This window comes from Gillisia hiemivivida, assembly GCF_007997295.1.
Classification (GTDB): Bacteria; Bacteroidota; Bacteroidia; order Flavobacteriales; family Flavobacteriaceae; genus Gillisia; species Gillisia hiemivivida.
The window spans coordinates 1-18,097 of sequence record NZ_VORY01000034.1; the positions used below are offsets into that span (position 1 = coordinate 1).

Sequence of the window (18,097 nt, forward strand, 5' to 3'; positions counted from 1 at the left end):
TAAAAAGTCTGGAAGGTAAAACAGAGAAACAAAAAAACCACTATAAGAAAAAAGAGCTAAAAAGATATGTTTGGGCGATAGCTAGACTTGGTGGTTGGAAAGGGTATGAAAGCAAAAGACATCCAGGGATAACAACCCTATGGATAGGATTGAAATATTTTAAAGCCGCAATGGAAGGGTGGACCATTCATAAAGATATGTCCACACGATAGGAACCATCGGGACATCTCGTGGGCTTGCCCCGAGGTTCTTGATTTGAGGTTCAAAGAATTTTCATTTACTTCTCTCCACTTTCTAGCTGAAAAATGCTGGAAATAAATAAGGAAGATATATAAAACAAGCTATGATAACTGCTGTAATGGCAGCAAAAAGAACAGCACCCGCTGCAACATCCTTAATATATCCTATTTTGCTATGGAAATCTGGATGAACAAAATCCGCAATTCCTTCTATAGAACTATTTAGTCCTTCAGTGCTTAGTACCAATCCAATAGCTAATACCTGAAAGATCCACTCGGTCTTTGTAATGTCAAAATAAAATCCGGCAATACAAACCGCAATAGAGATTACTGCTTGTACTTGTATACTCGGTTCTGTTTTTAGTAAGATCCATGCTCCTTTAATAGCATAACCTCCGCCACGTATTCTTTTTCCCAGATAACTATCCTTCACTATAGCAACGATTTTAAGGCTGTAAGATAGTCAGGTTCTTCAGAGATATCAGGAACTTGTTGACTATGTAGCACTTTTCCCTCTTCATCTAAAACAATTACAACTCGGGAAAGCAAACCTTCTAAAGGGCCATCTATCATTTCTACCCCATAGTCTTTTCCAAAATCACCTTGTCTAAAATCTGATAGGTTAGTCACTTTATCTAATCCTTCATCATCTACAAAACGTTTTAAGGCAAACGGAAGATCACGAGAAATACATAGCACTACGGTGTTATTTAAGCCTGTTGCTCGTTCATTGAAGTTTCTTACAGAGGTAGCACAGACATTGGTATCTATACTTGGAAAAATATTCATGATGACTCTTTTTCCTTTAAAATCGTTCAAATTAGCTTTGGACATATCTGAGCGGATCAATTCAAAATAAGGAGCTTTTTCTCCAGTTGCAGGTAAACCACCATAAGTGGTAATTTTATTTTCTCTTAAAGTTATTTGTGACATGGAAACATGGTCTTTGGTTCGAAAGTTAAATTTAACGTATATGAAATGGGGTTTTACTAAAATTATCATAAAACAAAGAAGGCTGATTTAATTTTTAAATCAGCCTTCTTTAATCTAGAATCTTAACTATTAACGGTCTATAGAACCCATCACTTTCTTTACGAAATTGTTCGCGGCATCCATTTCAGAATCCCCTTTTTCAATCATTTGATGTACTTCTACAGCACCACATAAATTTGTAAGCAACTCGCCAATCACATCCATTTCCTCATCGGTCACAGATCTGTGTTCTGTAAAACTTTCCAATACGTCTATAGTATTTTGAAGTTTTTCAGCGTCATTGTTACGTTGCAAATGTTTAATTACTGGTAACTTCATTTACTAGGTCTTTAAGCAGTTCAAATTTATTGGTTTGAACTTGGTTCACTAATTTTCCATCTTTAAAAGCAGCAAAGGTTGGTAAATTATCCACATTCGCCATTTTTCTAGATTCAGGAAATTTCTCTGCATCTACCATTAAAAAGGTAGCAGTTTCATTCTCTCCAGCCAATTTTTTGAATTTTGGCTTCATAACTCTACAGTTACCACACCATCCTGCCATGTATTGCACCATTACAGTACCTTTTTCAGCAACGATATCGTGTAGATTATCTTGTTCTAATTCCTTTACCATGATCTTTTTTTTTAGTTTAAGCTTAAATATGAAGCCACACCTTCACGATCTGCTGTCATAGCTTCTTTTCCTTCTTCCCAGTTTGCAGGACAAACTTCTCCTTTTTCCTGTACATGCGTATATGCATCTACTAGTCTAAGGAATTCCTGTACGTTTCTTCCAAGTGGCATATGGTTCACACCTTCATGAAATACTGTTCCTTCTTCATCTATTAAGTAAGTCGCACGATAAGTTACATTATCACCTTCTACAGTTACTGCACCAGTTTCTTCGTTATACTCCTCATTGGTAATGTCTAAAATTCCAAGTTGAGAACTAAGGTTTCTGTTAGAATCTGCAAGAATTGGGTAAGTGATACCTTCAATTCCTCCATTATCTTTTGCAGTATTTAACCATGCAAAATGTGCTTCTGGAGTATCACAAGATGCTCCAACTACCATCACATTTCTTTTTTCGAAATCTGCTAATGCAGCTTGGAATGCGTGTAGTTCTGTTGGACATACAAAAGTGAAATCTTTTGGATACCAGAATAACAATACTTTTTTATTGTTTTTTTGAGCTTCTTCAAGAATATTTAATTTGAAGGTATCGCCCATTTCATTCATTGCGTTTACATTTAAATCTGGAAATTTTTTTCCTACTATTGACATATTATTTATATTATTTGTTATTAATTTCTGATGCAAAAATATAAAAATAGCCCGCGCTTGCGGGCTATTGAAATTCTAATTTCTTATCTCATTATAAATTTTGACTATAGAATTTTAAAATTAAGATAGATTAACTCTATTGCTATTGGGGTGGGTGCTTAAGTCTGAGCTGGTTGCGTGGTTAATTGTCTTATTTTGATGCTGAAAGCAGCAAATAGTAGGGTCATAAACGGACTAATATAATTGAAGAAAGCGAAGCCTGCGTAAGACAATGTAGGTACTCCCAACACTCCACTATGGTATGCACCACAAGTATTCCAAGGCACCAAAACAGAAGTTACCGTTCCAGAATCTTCCAATGTTCTACTTAAGTTTTCTGGAGCCAGGCCTTTATCTCTATATGCTTTTGCAAACATTTTTCCAGGAACCACTATTGCAAGATATTGGTCTGATGCAGTTACGTTTAATGCCAGACAACTAAATACGGTACTGGCAAATAACCCGAAAGTAGTATGGAAAAGATTCAGCAATGCAGAACTTATTTTTGCCAAGGCGCCAATAGCCTCCATAATTCCTCCAAATACCATTGCACATAGTATCAACCAGATGGTTCCCATCATTCCTGCCATACCTCCCGAAGAGAAAAGATCGTTCAAAGTTTCATTGTCGGTCACTATTGCTGTATCTACGGTCATAGAATTCATAATTGCTTTATAACCAGATATAAAATCAAGATTTTCTACGCCGGAGATCTGCATTAAAATTCCCGGTTGAAAGATCACAGCTGCAGCAGCACCTAATAATGTTCCAATTAATAAAGCAATAAGTGGAGATGTTTTTTTAACGATCAAGAAAATTACGATCGCTGGAATTAAAAATAACCAAGGAGTAATTGTAAATGTAGTTTCTATGGTGTTTAAGATGGCAGAAGTATCTGTTGTTCCTGAAACATCCAGATTAAGTCCGATAATGATAAATATAATTAAGGTGATCACTATAGTTGGAACTGTAGTGAGCAACATATATCTAATGTGTGTAAAAAGATCTGTTCCAGCCATTGCAGGAGCAAGGTTTGTGGTATCACTTAAAGGAGAGATCTTATCTCCAAAATAAGCTCCAGAAAGAATTGCACCAGCCGTCATTCCTACAGAAATATCTAAAGCATTTGCAATACCTATTAGAGCAATCCCTACGGTTGCTGAAGTGGTCCAGCTACTTCCTGTTGCTACAGAAATGATAGCACAAATAATGACACATGCAGGTAAGAATATAGTGGGATTTAAGATCTGAAGTCCGTAATAGATCATCGTGGGGATAATTCCACTTACCATCCAGGTTCCGGCAAGAGAACCTACCATAAGTAAAATAAGAATTGCGCCAGCGGTACTCTGTATATTATTGGCAACCTCATCTATCATGGTGTCAAACTTCACCTTATTGAAAACACCTACGATTGCAGCAATAGCACCTCCCAGTAAAAGTATAAATTGGTTAGATCCGCTCAAGGCGTCATCTCCAAAAACATATACATTAAAGGCAAGCATTCCAATTAAACAAAATACAGGGATAAGTGCTTCCCAGATATTCAATTCTGGATTTACAAGTATTGGGTCATTTTCTTGGTGATTTGTAGAGCCTTCCATTAAGTGTAATTTTTTGGTTCGTAATGTTACGATTTTAACACATATTTTGCAAGCCTAATATTTCCAGGCTTTTTGCTGAAGGTTTTTTGAATTTTACAAGGAATAAATTAAAGAATTTTCTGAATGAGAGAATTGAAAATCTGTTTTACAGTTTTATGCTTTTTATACTCTTTGAGATGACTGTGTAATCCTGAGACCCTATTCAAAAACTTTAGAAAACGGTGGCGTTGACGTTCCAAAGCAGCGCTTTGAAATCTTTTTCCGCAGTATAAGTTTTGTTTTGCGTTAAAAAATCTTGAAGCCTTGGAAAGATTTTAGCAAAACAAAACTGGTTTTCAGCTTTGCTGAAAAATACCTCTGGAAAAAGCGCCTTTTCTTTTGTTTCGTTTTCTTTGGGCGAACAAAGAAAATGAAAAAAGATACTGTTAAAGGACTAAGTTAATTATTTGATATTCAAATATTTAATAAATCAAGTCAATGATAGACCCGTGATAAAAAATTTTATCTAGCGTAGGAAATTGACGTATGAAAGATGCTGAAACTAGTTCAGCATGACGAAAGTTAAAACCAGTATCGTCACCCTGTCTCAATCTTTCAGCAGACACTAATGATTTACAACAAACTCTTTTTTCCATTGAGAATGGCAATTCCAGAAGAGGTGCCAAGTCTGGACACACCCAGATCTATATAGGCTTTAGCAGTTATATAATCTCTGATTCCACCAGAGGCTTTGATCTTCATTTCAGATGAAATTGATTTTTTTATTTCTGAGACCACTTCTAAGCTGGCTCCTTTAGGACCAAAACCAGTGGAGGTCTTCACATAATCGGCACCTGCATTTTCAACTATTTTGCTAGCAATGCTTATTTCTTCAGAAGTAAGATAACAGGTCTCAATAATAACTTTCAATACTTTTCTACCAATTGTGTTTTTAACTGAAGCGATTTCGGTTTCTAAAAGCTTCAATTTTTTAGATTTAAGGAGTCCAAGATTCATTACCATATCAACTTCATCTGCTCCATACCCAATAGCGTCTTCTGCTTCAAATATTTTAGCTCTGGAGGACATTGCTCCCAAAGGAAATCCAACTACCGTGCAAATCTTCACTTGTGAATTCTTTAAAAGTTCTTCCGCTAAAGGCACATAATACCCATTTATACAAACCGAAAAGAAATTGTAGGTCTTAGCTTCATTACATAAAGTTGTGACATCGTCTATAGACGCTGTAGATTTGAGCAAGGTGTGATCTATATAAGAATTAATAGGTTTCATTTAGAAAATACTATTTTATAAGTGTTTTAAAAGTCCCTAAGATAAAACTAATCCATAAAAAGAATGCCTGATAGAAAATTCATTCTATCAGGCATTCTTATAAATATGTAAAAAAAACTTTTAGTTCAGGCTGATGTTTTCAAAAAGGCCTACTGTTTCCATGCAATCTTTCATCATTTTATAGGTGCGTTCAATATCGTTATCCAATCCTATAGAAAAACGAATAAGCCCATCAGAAAGTCCCATTTCAATTTGTTCTTCTTCAGGAATTTCTGAAGATGTAGAAGTTCCCGGTGCGCTGAACAAAGTTTTGTAGAAACCTAAACTCACTGCTAGATACCCAAGATTTCGTTCCTGCATTAGCTCCATCAGTTCATTTGCTTTATCTAAGCTTCCAACATCAATAGTTAGCATTCCTCCAAATCCGTAATCCTCATTCATCATAGATTTAAATAGATTATGACTTGGGTGAGATTCTAATCCTGGATAAACGGTTCTAAAGCCATCGGCTTCAAATTTTTCTGCAAGGAACATCGCATTCTTACTGTGCTGTTTCATGCGTATGTGCAAGGTTCTCATATTCTTCAAAATAGAAGCAGAACGCAAACTATCCATAGTTGGCCCTAATAACATATTAGCTCCATCTATAACACTTCTCAGGGAGTTAATAAATTCCTGAGTTCCACAAGTTACACCACCAACAGTATCACTACTTCCATTTATAAATTTGGTTAAACTGTGAATAACCACATCTGCTCCCAATTCTGTTGGAGTTATAGAGAGTGGAGAAAAGGTGTTATCTACAATTAAAGTAAGTCCGTGTTTTTTTGCGATCTCGGAAAGCCCTGCGATATCTGCTACTTCCAATAATGGATTACTAACGGATTCGCAATATAAAACTTTAGTATTTGGTGTGATAGCCGCTTCTACAGTGCCTAGTTTTGTAATATCCACAAAACTGGTTTTGATATTAAGTCTTGGCGCGAAATTCTTCAAGAAGGCATAAGTACCGCCGTAAATGGTTCTGCTGGAAACTATATGATCGTCTGCTTTACAGAGTTGTAAAAGAGCGCCCGTAATCGCACCCATTCCGGAGGCAGCTACGTTTGCAGTTTCGGTTCCTTCCATGGCAGCTAGAGCTTCTCCAAGATATAGGTTGGAGGGAGTAGAGTGCCTGGAATATAAATAACATCCATCTTGATTTCCTTCAAAGGTATCGAACATGGTTTTGGCTGAAAGAAAAGTATAAGTAGAAGAATCTGAGATAGAAGGATTCACTCCTCCAAATTCACCAAAATATTGAAGGTCTTGAATATGATTTGCTGGTTTATATTTCATGATAGTTAAGTTTTTGTATTTTAATAAAGTTAAGTTAAAACAGAATATTAGTCAATAGATGAAGATGAATTCAGTTTAAAAATCGGAAATAACCATTTATTTTAGACATTTAATTTTAAAACACCTACTTTCAATCTTCCTAACCGAAAATTTTTCAGCATGAACTTAGATGAAATCGATAAAAAGATCCTTCAAAAGCTGCAATGCGATAGTAAGATCACCAATAAAAAGCTTTCTTCAGAATTAAACCTATCAGTAACGGCCATTTTTGAACGTATAAAAAGATTAGAGCGTAATAAAGTGATCTCCAGTTATGTTGCCTTGGTAAAGCCTGCAGAAGTAGACAAGTCCTTTATGGTTTTCTGCCATATAAAATTGGTGCAACACACCAAATCTTATGTTATTAAATTCGAGAAGGAGGTAGCACAATTAAACGAAGTCCTGGAATGTTATCATGTAAGTGGGGAATATGATTATATCCTGAAGATCTTGGTGAAGGATATGGAGGCTTACAGGGAATTTATGCTAAACAAACTTACTAGTCTGGATCATATTGGAAGCACCCAAAGTACTTTTATTATTAGTCCGGTGAAAAGCACTACTGCTTTGCCATTGTAAAATACATCTATCTGTTCAAGAATAGTGTTCAATCTGTTGGGATTTAAACTATTACCAAAAATTTTGTGTAATAGCATTGCCGATTTTTTTAACAGAACTTTATGTGTATTCTGGTCTAATTCCTTCTCTCTATGGTGTCTACGGCCGTTTTTAATTCGGAATAATATAAAAATTTTGTATATTAAGGCATTGGAAATTTTTAGAGTAATACCTCTTTTACTTTAATCTGCCATTTTTCAGGATTTTTAAATCATAGTTTCCTTTTACAATCTTTTAATTTATATGACCGAGCAACAAACCAAATCTGAAGATCTTCTTAACAGAAGAAAAAATATTGTAGCCAATGGGGTAGGTGTATTTAATACCGCCACTGTACAACATGCAAAAGGTGCGATTATCACCGATGTAGATGGGCGTGAACATATTGATTTCGCCGGTGGGATAGGCGTAGTGAATGCAGGACATTGTCCCGAACCTGTGGTAGAAGCCATCAGGGAACAGGCCGGTAAATATCTCCATACAAGTTTCAATGTAGTTACTTATGAACCTTATATTCAATTATGCGAGGAGCTTGCCGAGATCCTTCCTCATGGGGAGAAAACGAAAGCTATGCTTATTAGTACTGGCGCTGAAGCTGTGGAAAACGCTGTAAAAATAGCAAGACAGGCAACCAAACGACCGGCAGTGCTCTGCTTTACTGAAGCTTATCATGGTCGTACTCTTTTAGGTATGAGCCTTACCAGTAAAGTGAATTATAAGTTTTTTTCAGGCCCTTTTGCTCCGGAGGTATACAGGATACCTTTCCCTAACTTTTATAAATATCACGGCTCCCGCAATATGGAGGAATTTGTGGATACAGAACTTGCCAGGCTTCGCGAAAGCGCACATAGTATGGTGGATATTAACTCTGTGGCAGCAATAATTATTGAACCTATACAGGGAGAAGGTGGATTTAATCCCGTACCACAGAGATATTTGGAAGGCTTAAGATCTTTTTGTGATGAACATGGAGTTCTTTTAATTATGGATGAAATACAAAGCGGGTTTTGTCGCACAGGTCATTGGGCAAGCTGGCAACATTACAATGTGCAGCCGGATCTAAGTACTTATGCCAAATCGATGGGGTCTGGGCTGCCCATTGCAGCAGTCGTTGGTCGTGCCGAAATAATGGATGCCGCAGCACCAGGTACTATTGGAGGTACTTACATAGGAAGTCCTATTTGTTGTGTTGCCGCATCGGCTACCATTAAATATATGAAAGACATCAATCTGAACGAAAGAGCTGTACACATAGGAAAAGTGGTTACAGAACGAATGGAAAATCTTCAGAAAGAAATCTCAGATATTGGAGATGTGCGTGGAATAGGAGCAATGATAGGAATTGAATTTGTAAAAGATAATGATCCCGGTAAACCAAATCATGAACTCTGTGATAAGATTGTAAAAGCTTGTGCAGAAGATGGACTTATCCTCATAAGTGCAGGGACATTTAAAAATGTAATAAGAATTCTTTCTCCACTTGTAATTACAGATGAACAATTAAATCAGGGACTGGATATCCTAGAAAATCAGATAAGAAAAAATGTATAAATAGAGAATACGGGCAATTGCGTTGGTTCCAAAAGAAGCAGTCGTAAAAATGCTGGTGCATTGAAATTAGTGGTCACCGGTACGAATGATAAGTAATAATACAAATAAATAAAACAAGAATGACACCATTTGCAATAGCAGGAATACAAATGAAAGTTTCAGCAGTCGCTTCCAATGTGGAGATGATGAAACTGAAATTAAATATAACTATGAGCCTTTATCCTTGGGTGGATATGGTAGTTTTTAGTGAATTATGCGCCTATGGGCCACTTACACATACTGCACAGGAGATACCCGGCAACTTTGAAAGGGAAATGCAGGCTATGGCTAAAAAACACGGAATCTGGCTTTTACCGGGATCTATTTTTGAAAAAAGTGAAGGAAAGATTTACAATACCGCTACAGTAATCAATCCTGAAGGAGAAATTGTTACCAGGTACAGAAAAATGTTTCCCTTTTATCCATACGAACTTGGAGTGACCCCGGGATCTGATTTTTGCGTTTTTGATGTTCCGGGAGTTGCAAGATTTGGTATTTCTATATGCTACGATATGTGGTTTCCAGAAACAGTCCGTACGCTAGCGGTGATGGGAGCTGAAGTTATTTTGCATCCAACGATGACCGGAACGATAGACAGGGATATAGAGTTATCTATTGTGCGAGCAATGGCCGCTGTAAACCAATGCTACTTCTTTGATGTGAATGGTCTTGAATCTGGAGGTAATGGAAGATCGCTTGTTTGCGGTCCCGATGGGCGAGTGATATATCAGGCTGAAGGAAATGAAGAAATTTTCCCACTGGAACTGAATATAGATAGGGTGAAAAGAAGTCGCGAGCTAGGAGTGCTGAGATTAGGACAACCTCTTAAAAGTTTTAGGGATCACATAGGCCAATTTGGGATCTACCAGCATGGAGTACAATTGCCATACCTGAATTCTTTGGGGCCACTTATAAAGCCAACAAATCTGGATAATTTGGCTAAGTTAAAGATGGAGGAGAACAAATATGAACCACCTTCAAATCCTACAGGTTATAAAGGATTTGGAGAACTATAAAAAAAGAAAAATATGGGCGGAACAACAGCAAAGAAGAAAAAGAAGGAAAAAATAAAAGATTTTATAAGTTGGTTTGAAATCCCTGCGATTAATTTTCAGCAGTCGGTGGATTTTTACAATAATATCTTCGGAATTGAAATGGAGAAGAATGTCGACGACAATTATGCCATGGCATTTTTCCCAACTGAGAAAGGAATTGGCGGTGCGGTTGTCGCAGGGCCAGGTTCCATACCTGGAATAATTGGTCCACTTTTATATCTCAATGCGGGTAAAGATCTGAATATAGTTCTGAAACGCGTGGAATCTGCCGGTGGACGGATTGTAATGACTAAAACTCTTATTAATGAAGATTCAGGTTATTTTGCCATTTTCATAGATTCCGAAGGAAACAAACTCGCCTTACACTCATTAAAATAAAATTTATGCCAGAAAAAAAACCTGTTAGTTCAAATCATTACAATGTTGCGCAGCTTCGACTGGAATCATGGAACACTTTAAAAAGTGAATCTACTAAACTGGACCAAAGCAGTAGAGGTTCTTCAGAAGAAAAAAATCTGAGGAGTAATGTCCGTAAACAATTAGAAAATCTGCAGGGGGTGGAAAGTTATTTTGCCTTTCCCGGAATTTCCCGTTTACGTGCGCTCAATGAAATGCTGGATAGACAAGAACATACTGCGCTGGCAAATAAAATTGCTGAAATCACAAAGCATTTGGTGAGCGACAGGTACAGGAGTAATCCAGATTTTATTGAAGAAGACGATCAGGGGGTAGACACTTCAGAAAAAGGAGAGCTACCAGATGGTGTGAGAAAAAATTACTTTGAGGTATTGTTCGTAGAAGACATTTCTCTTCATGAAGAAAATAAACTTAGAAATGACCTTAAAGATCTTCGTGGTACCAATGAACAATTCAACTATGGAATTGTTTTGCAGAGAACCTTTGAAGACGCTCTAATCGCCCTGCATTTTAATTATAATATCCAGGCAGTTGTGATTAGGTATGCGCCGCCTTACCATTCTAAAAAGGTTACTCCAATCTTGAAGCCATTTATAGAAAAAGTTTTGGATCTGGACATGGCCTCTAAACCACAATCTGAACTGGGACCAATCCTAGGAACCTTGGTAAAAAAATTCAGACCTGAACTGGATACATATTATGTTACCGATACTGCCTTGGGAAATCTTAAGGACAGTACCCTGAAAAGTTTCAGAAGGATTTTTTATAGAACTGAGGATCTACAGGAACTGCACTTAACAATTTTGAGAGGGATTAATGAGCGTTATGAAACTCCATTCTTTTCGGCCTTAAAGGAATATAGCAAAAAGCCAACTGGAATTTTCCATGCGATGCCTATCTCCAGAGGAAACTCTGTTTTTAAATCCAGATGGATCAATGATTTTGGAAATTTCTACGGAAGGAATATGTTTTTGGCTGAAACTTCCTCTACCACCGGAGGATTGGATTCTTTGCTTCAACCCACAGGTTCTTTGAAAAAAGCCCAAAAGATGGCGAGTAATGCCTATGGATCCTTGAACACTTTTTTTGTGACCAATGGTACTTCAACAGCCAATAAAATTGTAGTTCAGGCATTAGTAAAGCCAGGGGATGTGATTTTAATAGATAGGGACTGCCATAAATCTCACCACTACGGACTTGTTTTGGCTGGAGCGTATCCGGTTTATTTGGATTCTTATCCTATTGAAGAATATTCTATGTATGGTGCTGTTCCATTGGAGCAGATCAAAGAGAAATTACTGAAATTAAAAGAAGCGGGAAGGCTGGATCTTGTAAAAATGTTGCTGCTTACCAATTGCACTTTCGACGGACTGGTCTATAATGTAGAAAAGGTGATGCAGGAAATTTTGGCTATTAAACCAGACATGGTATTCCTTTGGGATGAAGCCTGGTTTGCATTTGCAGGCTTTACTTATAATTATAAGCAAAGAACCGGCATGTTTGTGGCTCAGAAGCTTTATGAAAAGTATCGTAGTAATGAATACAGGGAAGAATATGCAGATCATATTAAAAACCTGAAAAAAGACGAACCTTCAAAATTGCCAAATCCCGATGAGGTTAGAATTAGGGTTTATTCTACCCAAAGTACGCATAAAACTCTCAGTAGTTTTCGCCAGGGATCAATGATCCATATTTGGGATGAAGATTTTCGAAGAAAAAGCGAAAATACTTTTATGGAAGCATATATGACCCATACTTCCACATCACCGAATTACCAGATGCTTGCATCTTTGGACGCTGGTAGAAGGCAGGTTCAGTTTGAAGGCTATGAGCTTGTAGAAAAAAGTATAGAAATGGCAATGGTGCTTCGTGCAAAAATAAATGATCATCCAAGACTAAATAAATATTTTGATGTTCTAACGGTGAGTGATTTTATTCCGAAGGAATACAGGAAATCTGGATTATCTGAATATTATAATCCGAAAGATGGTTGGAACAGAATGGAAACTGCCTGGGAAAACGATGAATTTGTTTTGGATCCCACAAAAATTACGCTTCATATTGGCCGGACTGGAGTAGATGGAGATACTTTTAAAAACAAGTATTTGATGGATAAGTTTAATATCCAGATCAATAAAACTTCCCGAAATACGGTTCTATTCATGACCAATATAGGTACTACAAGAGGAAGTGTGACTTACCTTACAAATGCCTTGCTAAAAATAGCAGACGAGCTGGATAAAGAGTTCCTTTCGCTGAGTAAAAAAGAAAATAAAATTCGCCAGGACAGGATACAATCCCTCACCCAGGATTTCCCGCCCTTACCAGATTTCAGTTATTTCCATCATTCTTTTCAGGCAGTACCCGGTGTGCCCGGTGGTAATATCCGCGAAGCATTTTTTCTAGCTTACGATGAGGAAAATTATGAATACATGCCTTTGGAAGAATGTTTGCCATCCATGGAAAATGAGCGCACATTAGTTGCTTCATCTTTCATCATTCCTTACCCACCAGGATTTCCGGTGCTTGTTCCCGGGCAGGTTGTAAGTAAGGAAATAATAAGGTTCTTAACTGCTTTGGATGTTTCTGAAATACATGGATACCGTGCAGATTTGGGACTCCGAGTCTTTAGAGATTCGGTATTAAATAGGCAAAAGACCGTTACATCTATGGGTGCAATGGGCAATAATTCGAAAAAGAAAAAATTAACTAAATAAAACCAACAATTATGGATTCTAAAAAACCAAATACTCCCAATTCTAAGGGAGCAGCAGATAAAAAAGCGAAATCTCCAATAAAAACAGGATCAGATGAGACAAAAGTCCCAATTAGGGGAAAGACTGAAAAAGGAAGTAAACCTACTATAGCAGGTCAGAAGTCTGAAAAATCAAAATCAAAAGCTTCGTCAAATTCAAATACTTCAGGTAAATCTAATTCGGCTAAGTCTAAGGCCAAAAGTTCTACTGCCAAAGGTAAAAGTAAAGGTGTAAAAACTGATACCACTATGGATTCATCTGAATTCAAAGATACTGTTGCTTCAGGAGCAAAAGGAAATCAAAAGAATAAGATGCCTCCAGTAAAATCAAATAAGAATTCAGGGAAATCCTCTTCAGAAAAAAATACAACTCCTGTAGATTATGAGCTTAAAGGAGTTTCAGATATCAGGAGGTCTTTTCATAAAAATGAAGAACCTTTATATTTTATCAGTGCTACAAATTTCAATCTTTTAGGTGCAGATGAATGGATTAAAGGATTTAAATTTATCACTTATATCGAATGTTTTGACGGATTGCATCCAAATGTTTTTTCTCCGAAACAAGAAATTCCGCACGATGATTTTGAAGGAATTGAAGATATAAACAACTATTTACTACAACATCCAGAAGTTCAGGATTACCTAAAAACCAGATCTGTAGACGGGAGATCAGGAAAAGCAATGTTCCTTATGTTCAATGAAAAAACAGAAGAGCTTGCTGAAAAATTAGGTTTGGAAATTATGTTTCCAAAAGCCGAAATGCGAACTTTTTTAGATAATAAAGTAAACACCAACAGAATTGCCGAAAGGGCTGGAGTTGCTTGTGTTCCAAATGTGCTTTCCAAAGTTGAAGATTTTGAGCATTTAAGAAAAGTATCTAAACACCTTGGTAATGAGCTAGTGATCCAAACTCCTTTTGGTGACTCAGGGCATACGACCTTCTTTATTTCTAATGAGGAAGAATACCAGAAATATGCAGAGGAGATCGAGGCAGAAGATGAAGTGAAAATCATGAAAAGAATTCGTTGCAGAGGTTCAGCAATCGAAGCCTGTGTAACTCGTCACGGAACAATTGTAGCACCACTTATGACTGAGCTTGTAGGTTTTGAAGAACTTACTCCTTATGAAGGCGGTTGGTGTGGGAACGAAATTTATCCAAATGCTTTTACTCCTGAATTAAGGCAGAAAGCGATCGAGAACACCCAACTTTTTGGAGATCAGTTAAGGGAAGAAGGTTATAAAGGTTATTTTGAACTGGATTTTTTGATAGATCAGGACAATGGGGAAATTTACCTTGGGGAACTTAATCCAAGAGTTACCGGAGCCAGTTCCATTACCAATCATGCGGTTTTTGCACTTGCAGATGCCCCCTTATTTGTATTCCATATTCTAGAATGGATGGATATAGAATATGAACTTGATATTGAAGCTATTAATAAGCGATGGTCAAATCAGGCTAATCTGGATGGCTGGAGCCAATTGATCGTTAAACATACTGAAGACACTATTGAATACGTAACCGATTCACCAAAATCGGGGATCTGGAGAATGTATGATACAGGTCATATTCAATTTGACAGAATGGATACCCACCGAAGAGCCGTGGAGAATGAAAATGAAGCTTTCTTTTTAAGGATCTCCAAAAAAGGGGATTACCTGTATGAAGGAGCAGATATGGGAATTCTAGTTACAAGAGGCCGAATGATGACAGATGATTTTAGATTAAACAATAGAGCGAAACATTGGATAAAAGCAATTAGATCCCAATTTAAATCTGAAATGGTTGAAGACAAAAAGAAACCAAAGCTTAGCGGTTCTTTAACTAAATAAAAACAAATTTTAACAGCAAGGCCGGAAAATTCAGTTTACTTTTCCGGCTTTCTTATATAATATAATTACTCATTAGTAATAATTCAAAAAAATATGCAACTTCACTTTAATGCAATTTCAGAACCTGCAAAGCCGGGGAAAAAGTGGCAAAAATTATTTAACACCTATTGGCCCGCCTATCAAGCTTGGTACAATACTAAAGGAGTATCTTACACTCCAGATCTAGAAACATCCCAAGCTGCGCTCAAAAAATATATGCCGAAAATGTGGCCTACATATCAGAAGCTTTGCAAATTGGCTCAGGCAGATGATGTTGCTGCACGTTTTCTAACAGGTTTTCAACCACCTGCTTATATCAGCGCATGTTCACAAGCTGTTATTACAGGCAGGGAAATTCAATTAGTGCGTAATTATGATTACCATCCAGACCTTATGGAAGGGACACAGTTATTGAGTGCCTGGAATGGGAAAAAAGTTATTGCGACGAGTGACTGTCTTGTTGGAGCCGTAGACGGAATGAACGACGATGGGCTTGCAATTTCGCTTACTTTTGGTGGTAGAAAAGAAGTTGGGGTTGGTTTTGGAATTCCATTTATCCTGCGTTACGTACTTGAATTTTGTAGCAATGTGGAAGAGGCTGTGGACACTCTTGTGAAAATTCCATCACATATGTCTTACAACGTTACTGTGGTAGACAAAACAGGAACTTATAAAACTGTTCAACTTTCTCCAGATAATGAGCCCGTGGTTACAGATGCAGCCTTTACAACAAATCATCAGGGAACTGTAGACTGGCCGGAAAATGCGGCATTTAATAAAACCTTGGAAAGGTCTGCATTTATTGAGAAGATGTTATCTAAAAAAGATATAGATGGAGTCTCTATAGCGGATGCTTTCCTGAAAAAACCTTTATATAACACTTTATTTAAAGAAGGTTTTGGAACTCTTTTCACAGCAGTTTATCGTCCCGCTGAAGGTGTGGTTGAAACAAGGTGGCCCAACCTTTCTGTTAAGCAAACCTTCAACAATTTTAAGGAAGAATATCACGTAATACAATATACGCAATCTGTGGGGTTGCCATTACCAATTTCAGGCACAGAACAGATTGCCTCTGAAACTAAAATTTTAAAGCCTAAACCGCCTGTTCATGAATCTTCAAAAGTTGAATGGCAGGAAACTGTATCCAATACATTGGTAGATGCAATGGCTCTGGCAAACCCTTCAGCAGATAAAAAGGAACTTGAAAACATTCGGGGAAAACTTATTAACCGTGGTCAAGTTTCCTGGGAACTTTTGGCAGATTTCTGGTCCAAAACGGGATCAGGCTACGGTGATAGCTGGAAAAATTAATAGTATTTAAAAAGAGATCTTGGATTGGAAATTTTCTTTTCAGGATCTCAATTCATATTTATCAGCGACTCAAAACAATCACTAATTATTTCAATATTATAACAAGCATGGAATTTCATAGCATCAATCCTTACAATGGAGAACAAGTAGGTCAATATACTGCTCTTACTTCCATTGAACTGGAAAATATTTTAGATAAGTCTGCTGAAGTATTTAAAACCTGGAGTCGCGAGCCTCTCTCGGTTCGTACAGGATTAATTAAAAAAGCTGCTGAGGTTTTAAGGGAAAATGTTGAGGATTATGCGCAAATGATCACTTCGGAAATGGGGAAACCTATTTCTGAATCCAGAGCCGAGGTTAATAAATGCGCTTGGGTTTGTGATTATTACGCCGAAAATGCTGAAACTTTTCTCGCACCGGAGGTGATAGAAACTGATGCGGAACAAAGCTTTGTAAGGCACGATCCTATTGGGACTGTGTTTGCGGTGATGCCGTGGAATTTTCCTTTTTGGCAGGTTTTCAGATTTGCTGCGCCCACCTTAACCGCTGGAAATACTGGATTGTTGAAACATGCGCCAAATGTTTTTGGCTGTGCAGAAATGATTGAAGATGTTTTTACTAAGGCTGGCTATCCTGAAGGTGTTTTTCAGAATTTGATAGTGCATCATGATCAAACAGAAAAAATAATTGCCCATGATGCCGTTAAGGCTGTAACGCTAACAGGAAGTGAAATGGCGGGATCTGCTGTTGCTCAAATTGCAGGTAAGTACATTAAGAAAAGTCTTTTGGAACTTGGAGGTAATAATTCCTTTATCGTCCTTGAAGATGCCGATATTGATAAGGCGGTAAAAACAGCAGTTTCAGCAAGGATGCTTAATTGCGGTCAAAGTTGTATTGCTGCCAAAAGATTTATACTGCTGGAATCTGTGTACGATGAATTTGTGGAAAAATTCACAAAAGCGGTAAGAGAAATTAAAAAGGGAGATACAACAGACGATGCAACCCAAGTAGGACCATTGGCAAGAAAAGATCTTGCAGATCAACTCAACCGACAGGTGAAAGAATCTATATCCCAAGGGGCGACCTTACTGGCGGGTGGCAAACAGGATAATTGTTTCCACGAACCTACCATTTTAGGAAATATAAAACCCGGGATGGCTGCTTTTGATGAAGAAACCTTTGGACCATTAGCCGCTATCATTAAAGCAAAAAATATAGAGGAAGCTTTTTCCTTATCTGAACAATCAAAATATGGACTTGGAGTTAGCGTCTTTACAAGAGACACATCCAAAGCAGTAGAATTTGCGTCAAGAGTTACTGATGGGGCTTTCTTTGTAAACGAATTGGTGAAATCTGACCCAAGATTGCCTTTTGGAGGAAATAAACGATCCGGTTATGGAAGGGAATTGGCTAAGGACGGAATGATGGAATTTATAAATAAAAAGGTTGTTTATGTGAAGGGTTAGAAGTGAAGAGTGAGGGGGTGAGGAGTGAAGGGTGAAGATTGAGATGTGAGAAGTGAGAAGTTTTCAAAAGAACTTTGAGTTTACAATTTTTATTTTTATTTTCTGCTAACTGCTAACTGCTAACTGCTAACTGCTAACTGCTAACTGCTAACTGCTAACTGCTAACTGCTAACTGCTAACTGCTAACTGCTAACTGCTAACTGCTAACTGCTAACTGCTAACTGCTAAC

The 18,097-nt window shown here is 37.4% G+C and carries 16 protein-coding genes and 1 pseudogene; 9 read left to right on the plus strand and 8 right to left on the minus strand.

Going from position 1 to position 18,097, the window contains the following annotated elements; genetic code table 11:
* A pseudogene (locus ES724_RS16575) lies at positions 1–212 on the plus strand (hypothetical protein); the annotation flags it as partial.
* An 82-nt stretch (positions 213–294) separates the two neighbouring features.
* On the opposite strand, the gene ES724_RS15940 reads toward ES724_RS16575, so the two are convergent.
* The 8 genes from ES724_RS15940 to ES724_RS15975 form a co-directional block, all read right to left on the minus strand.
* Complete coding sequence (locus tag ES724_RS15940; protein ID WP_146934846.1) at positions 295–672, minus strand: diacylglycerol kinase family protein; 378 nt, start codon at positions 670–672, stop codon at positions 295–297.
* Entirely contained in the window at positions 672–1,172 is a 501-nt protein-coding gene (gene tpx / locus ES724_RS15945) for a thiol peroxidase (RefSeq protein ID WP_026839057.1), read from the minus strand. The genes ES724_RS15940 and tpx overlap by 1 nt, the downstream gene beginning before the upstream one ends.
* 129 nt (positions 1,173–1,301) lie before the next feature.
* Positions 1,302–1,550 (minus strand): DUF6952 family protein, encoded by a 249-nt coding sequence (locus ES724_RS15950; RefSeq protein ID WP_026839056.1) that lies wholly within the window; start codon positions 1,548–1,550, stop codon positions 1,302–1,304.
* Positions 1,531–1,845, minus strand: coding sequence for a thioredoxin family protein (locus tag ES724_RS15955; protein WP_146934849.1), 315 nt, complete (start codon positions 1,843–1,845; stop codon positions 1,531–1,533). Before ES724_RS15955 ends, ES724_RS15950 begins: the two co-directional genes overlap by 20 nt.
* An 11-nt stretch (positions 1,846–1,856) precedes the next feature.
* Positions 1,857–2,495, minus strand: a complete 639-nt coding sequence (locus tag ES724_RS15960; RefSeq protein WP_146934852.1) for a peroxiredoxin — start codon at positions 2,493–2,495, stop codon at positions 1,857–1,859.
* Between the two features lie 158 nt (positions 2,496–2,653).
* Positions 2,654–4,138 (minus strand): Na+/H+ antiporter NhaC, encoded by a 1,485-nt coding sequence (nhaC, locus tag ES724_RS15965; RefSeq protein ID WP_146934855.1) that lies wholly within the window; start codon positions 4,136–4,138, stop codon positions 2,654–2,656.
* A gap of 612 nt (positions 4,139–4,750) precedes the next feature.
* Positions 4,751–5,410 carry a deoxyribose-phosphate aldolase gene (deoC, locus tag ES724_RS15970; RefSeq protein ID WP_146934858.1) on the minus strand — a complete coding sequence of 220 codons (660 nt, stop codon included), beginning with the start codon at positions 5,408–5,410 and terminating at the stop codon, positions 4,751–4,753.
* Positions 5,411–5,530: 120 nt separating this feature from the next.
* A complete protein-coding gene (locus ES724_RS15975; protein WP_146934861.1) occupies positions 5,531–6,748 on the minus strand; it encodes an aminotransferase class I/II-fold pyridoxal phosphate-dependent enzyme in 1,218 nt (405 codons plus the stop codon).
* 159 nt (positions 6,749–6,907) lie between these two features.
* Here ES724_RS15975 and ES724_RS15980 point away from each other — a divergent pair, with 159 nt between their 5' ends.
* From ES724_RS15980 to ES724_RS16015, 8 genes are all read left to right on the plus strand, one after another.
* A complete protein-coding gene (locus ES724_RS15980) occupies positions 6,908–7,366 on the plus strand; it encodes an Lrp/AsnC family transcriptional regulator (RefSeq protein WP_146934864.1) in 459 nt (152 codons plus the stop codon).
* Between the two features lie 282 nt (positions 7,367–7,648).
* A complete protein-coding gene (locus ES724_RS15985; protein WP_146934866.1) occupies positions 7,649–8,956 on the plus strand; it encodes an aspartate aminotransferase family protein in 1,308 nt (435 codons plus the stop codon).
* A 119-nt stretch (positions 8,957–9,075) separates the two neighbouring features.
* Complete coding sequence (locus tag ES724_RS15990) at positions 9,076–10,011, plus strand: carbon-nitrogen hydrolase family protein (protein WP_146934869.1); 936 nt, start codon at positions 9,076–9,078, stop codon at positions 10,009–10,011.
* A gap of 12 nt (positions 10,012–10,023) precedes the next feature.
* The gene (locus ES724_RS15995) at positions 10,024–10,428 is read left to right on the plus strand and encodes a VOC family protein (protein WP_146934872.1); all 405 of its coding nucleotides are present in this window, start codon (positions 10,024–10,026) and stop codon (positions 10,426–10,428) included.
* Between the two features lie 5 nt (positions 10,429–10,433).
* Positions 10,434–13,184, plus strand: coding sequence for an aminotransferase class I/II-fold pyridoxal phosphate-dependent enzyme (locus ES724_RS16000; protein WP_146934875.1), 2,751 nt, complete (start codon positions 10,434–10,436; stop codon positions 13,182–13,184).
* Positions 13,185–13,195: 11 nt separating this feature from the next.
* Positions 13,196–15,052 (plus strand): biotin carboxylase, encoded by a 1,857-nt coding sequence (locus ES724_RS16005; protein ID WP_146934878.1) that lies wholly within the window; start codon positions 13,196–13,198, stop codon positions 15,050–15,052.
* Between the two features lie 93 nt (positions 15,053–15,145).
* Positions 15,146–16,402: a C45 family autoproteolytic acyltransferase/hydolase gene (locus ES724_RS16010; protein WP_146934881.1), complete on the plus strand. Its 1,257-nt coding sequence runs from the start codon at positions 15,146–15,148 to the stop codon at positions 16,400–16,402.
* Positions 16,403–16,509: 107 nt separating this feature from the next.
* Positions 16,510–17,868, plus strand: coding sequence for an NAD-dependent succinate-semialdehyde dehydrogenase (locus ES724_RS16015; RefSeq protein WP_146934884.1), 1,359 nt, complete (start codon positions 16,510–16,512; stop codon positions 17,866–17,868).
* Positions 17,869–18,097: the final 229 nt, after the last annotated feature.

Excerpts from the sequence above, each read along its gene's own strand:
- ES724_RS15980 (WP_146934864.1), top strand. The coding sequence starts at position 6,908 with ATGAACTTAGATGAAATCGATAAAAAGATCCTTCAAAAGCTGCAATGC.
- nhaC (WP_146934855.1), bottom strand. The coding sequence starts at position 4,138 with ATGGAAGGCTCTACAAATCACCAAGAAAATGACCCAATACTTGTAAAT.
- ES724_RS15995 (WP_146934872.1), top strand. The coding sequence starts at position 10,024 with ATGGGCGGAACAACAGCAAAGAAGAAAAAGAAGGAAAAAATAAAAGAT.
- ES724_RS15975 (WP_146934861.1), bottom strand. The coding sequence starts at position 6,748 with ATGAAATATAAACCAGCAAATCATATTCAAGACCTTCAATATTTTGGT.
- ES724_RS16015 (WP_146934884.1), top strand. The coding sequence starts at position 16,510 with ATGGAATTTCATAGCATCAATCCTTACAATGGAGAACAAGTAGGTCAA.
- ES724_RS15950 (WP_026839056.1), bottom strand. The coding sequence starts at position 1,550 with ATGAAGTTACCAGTAATTAAACATTTGCAACGTAACAATGACGCTGAA.
- ES724_RS16005 (WP_146934878.1), top strand. The coding sequence starts at position 13,196 with ATGGATTCTAAAAAACCAAATACTCCCAATTCTAAGGGAGCAGCAGAT.
- ES724_RS15985 (WP_146934866.1), top strand. The coding sequence starts at position 7,649 with ATGACCGAGCAACAAACCAAATCTGAAGATCTTCTTAACAGAAGAAAA.
- ES724_RS15955 (WP_146934849.1), bottom strand. The coding sequence starts at position 1,845 with ATGGTAAAGGAATTAGAACAAGATAATCTACACGATATCGTTGCTGAA.
- ES724_RS15990 (WP_146934869.1), top strand. The coding sequence starts at position 9,076 with ATGACACCATTTGCAATAGCAGGAATACAAATGAAAGTTTCAGCAGTC.
- ES724_RS16010 (WP_146934881.1), top strand. The coding sequence starts at position 15,146 with ATGCAACTTCACTTTAATGCAATTTCAGAACCTGCAAAGCCGGGGAAA.
- tpx (WP_026839057.1), bottom strand. The coding sequence starts at position 1,172 with ATGTCACAAATAACTTTAAGAGAAAATAAAATTACCACTTATGGTGGT.
- deoC (WP_146934858.1), bottom strand. The coding sequence starts at position 5,410 with ATGAAACCTATTAATTCTTATATAGATCACACCTTGCTCAAATCTACA.
- ES724_RS16000 (WP_146934875.1), top strand. The coding sequence starts at position 10,434 with ATGCCAGAAAAAAAACCTGTTAGTTCAAATCATTACAATGTTGCGCAG.
- ES724_RS15960 (WP_146934852.1), bottom strand. The coding sequence starts at position 2,495 with ATGTCAATAGTAGGAAAAAAATTTCCAGATTTAAATGTAAACGCAATG.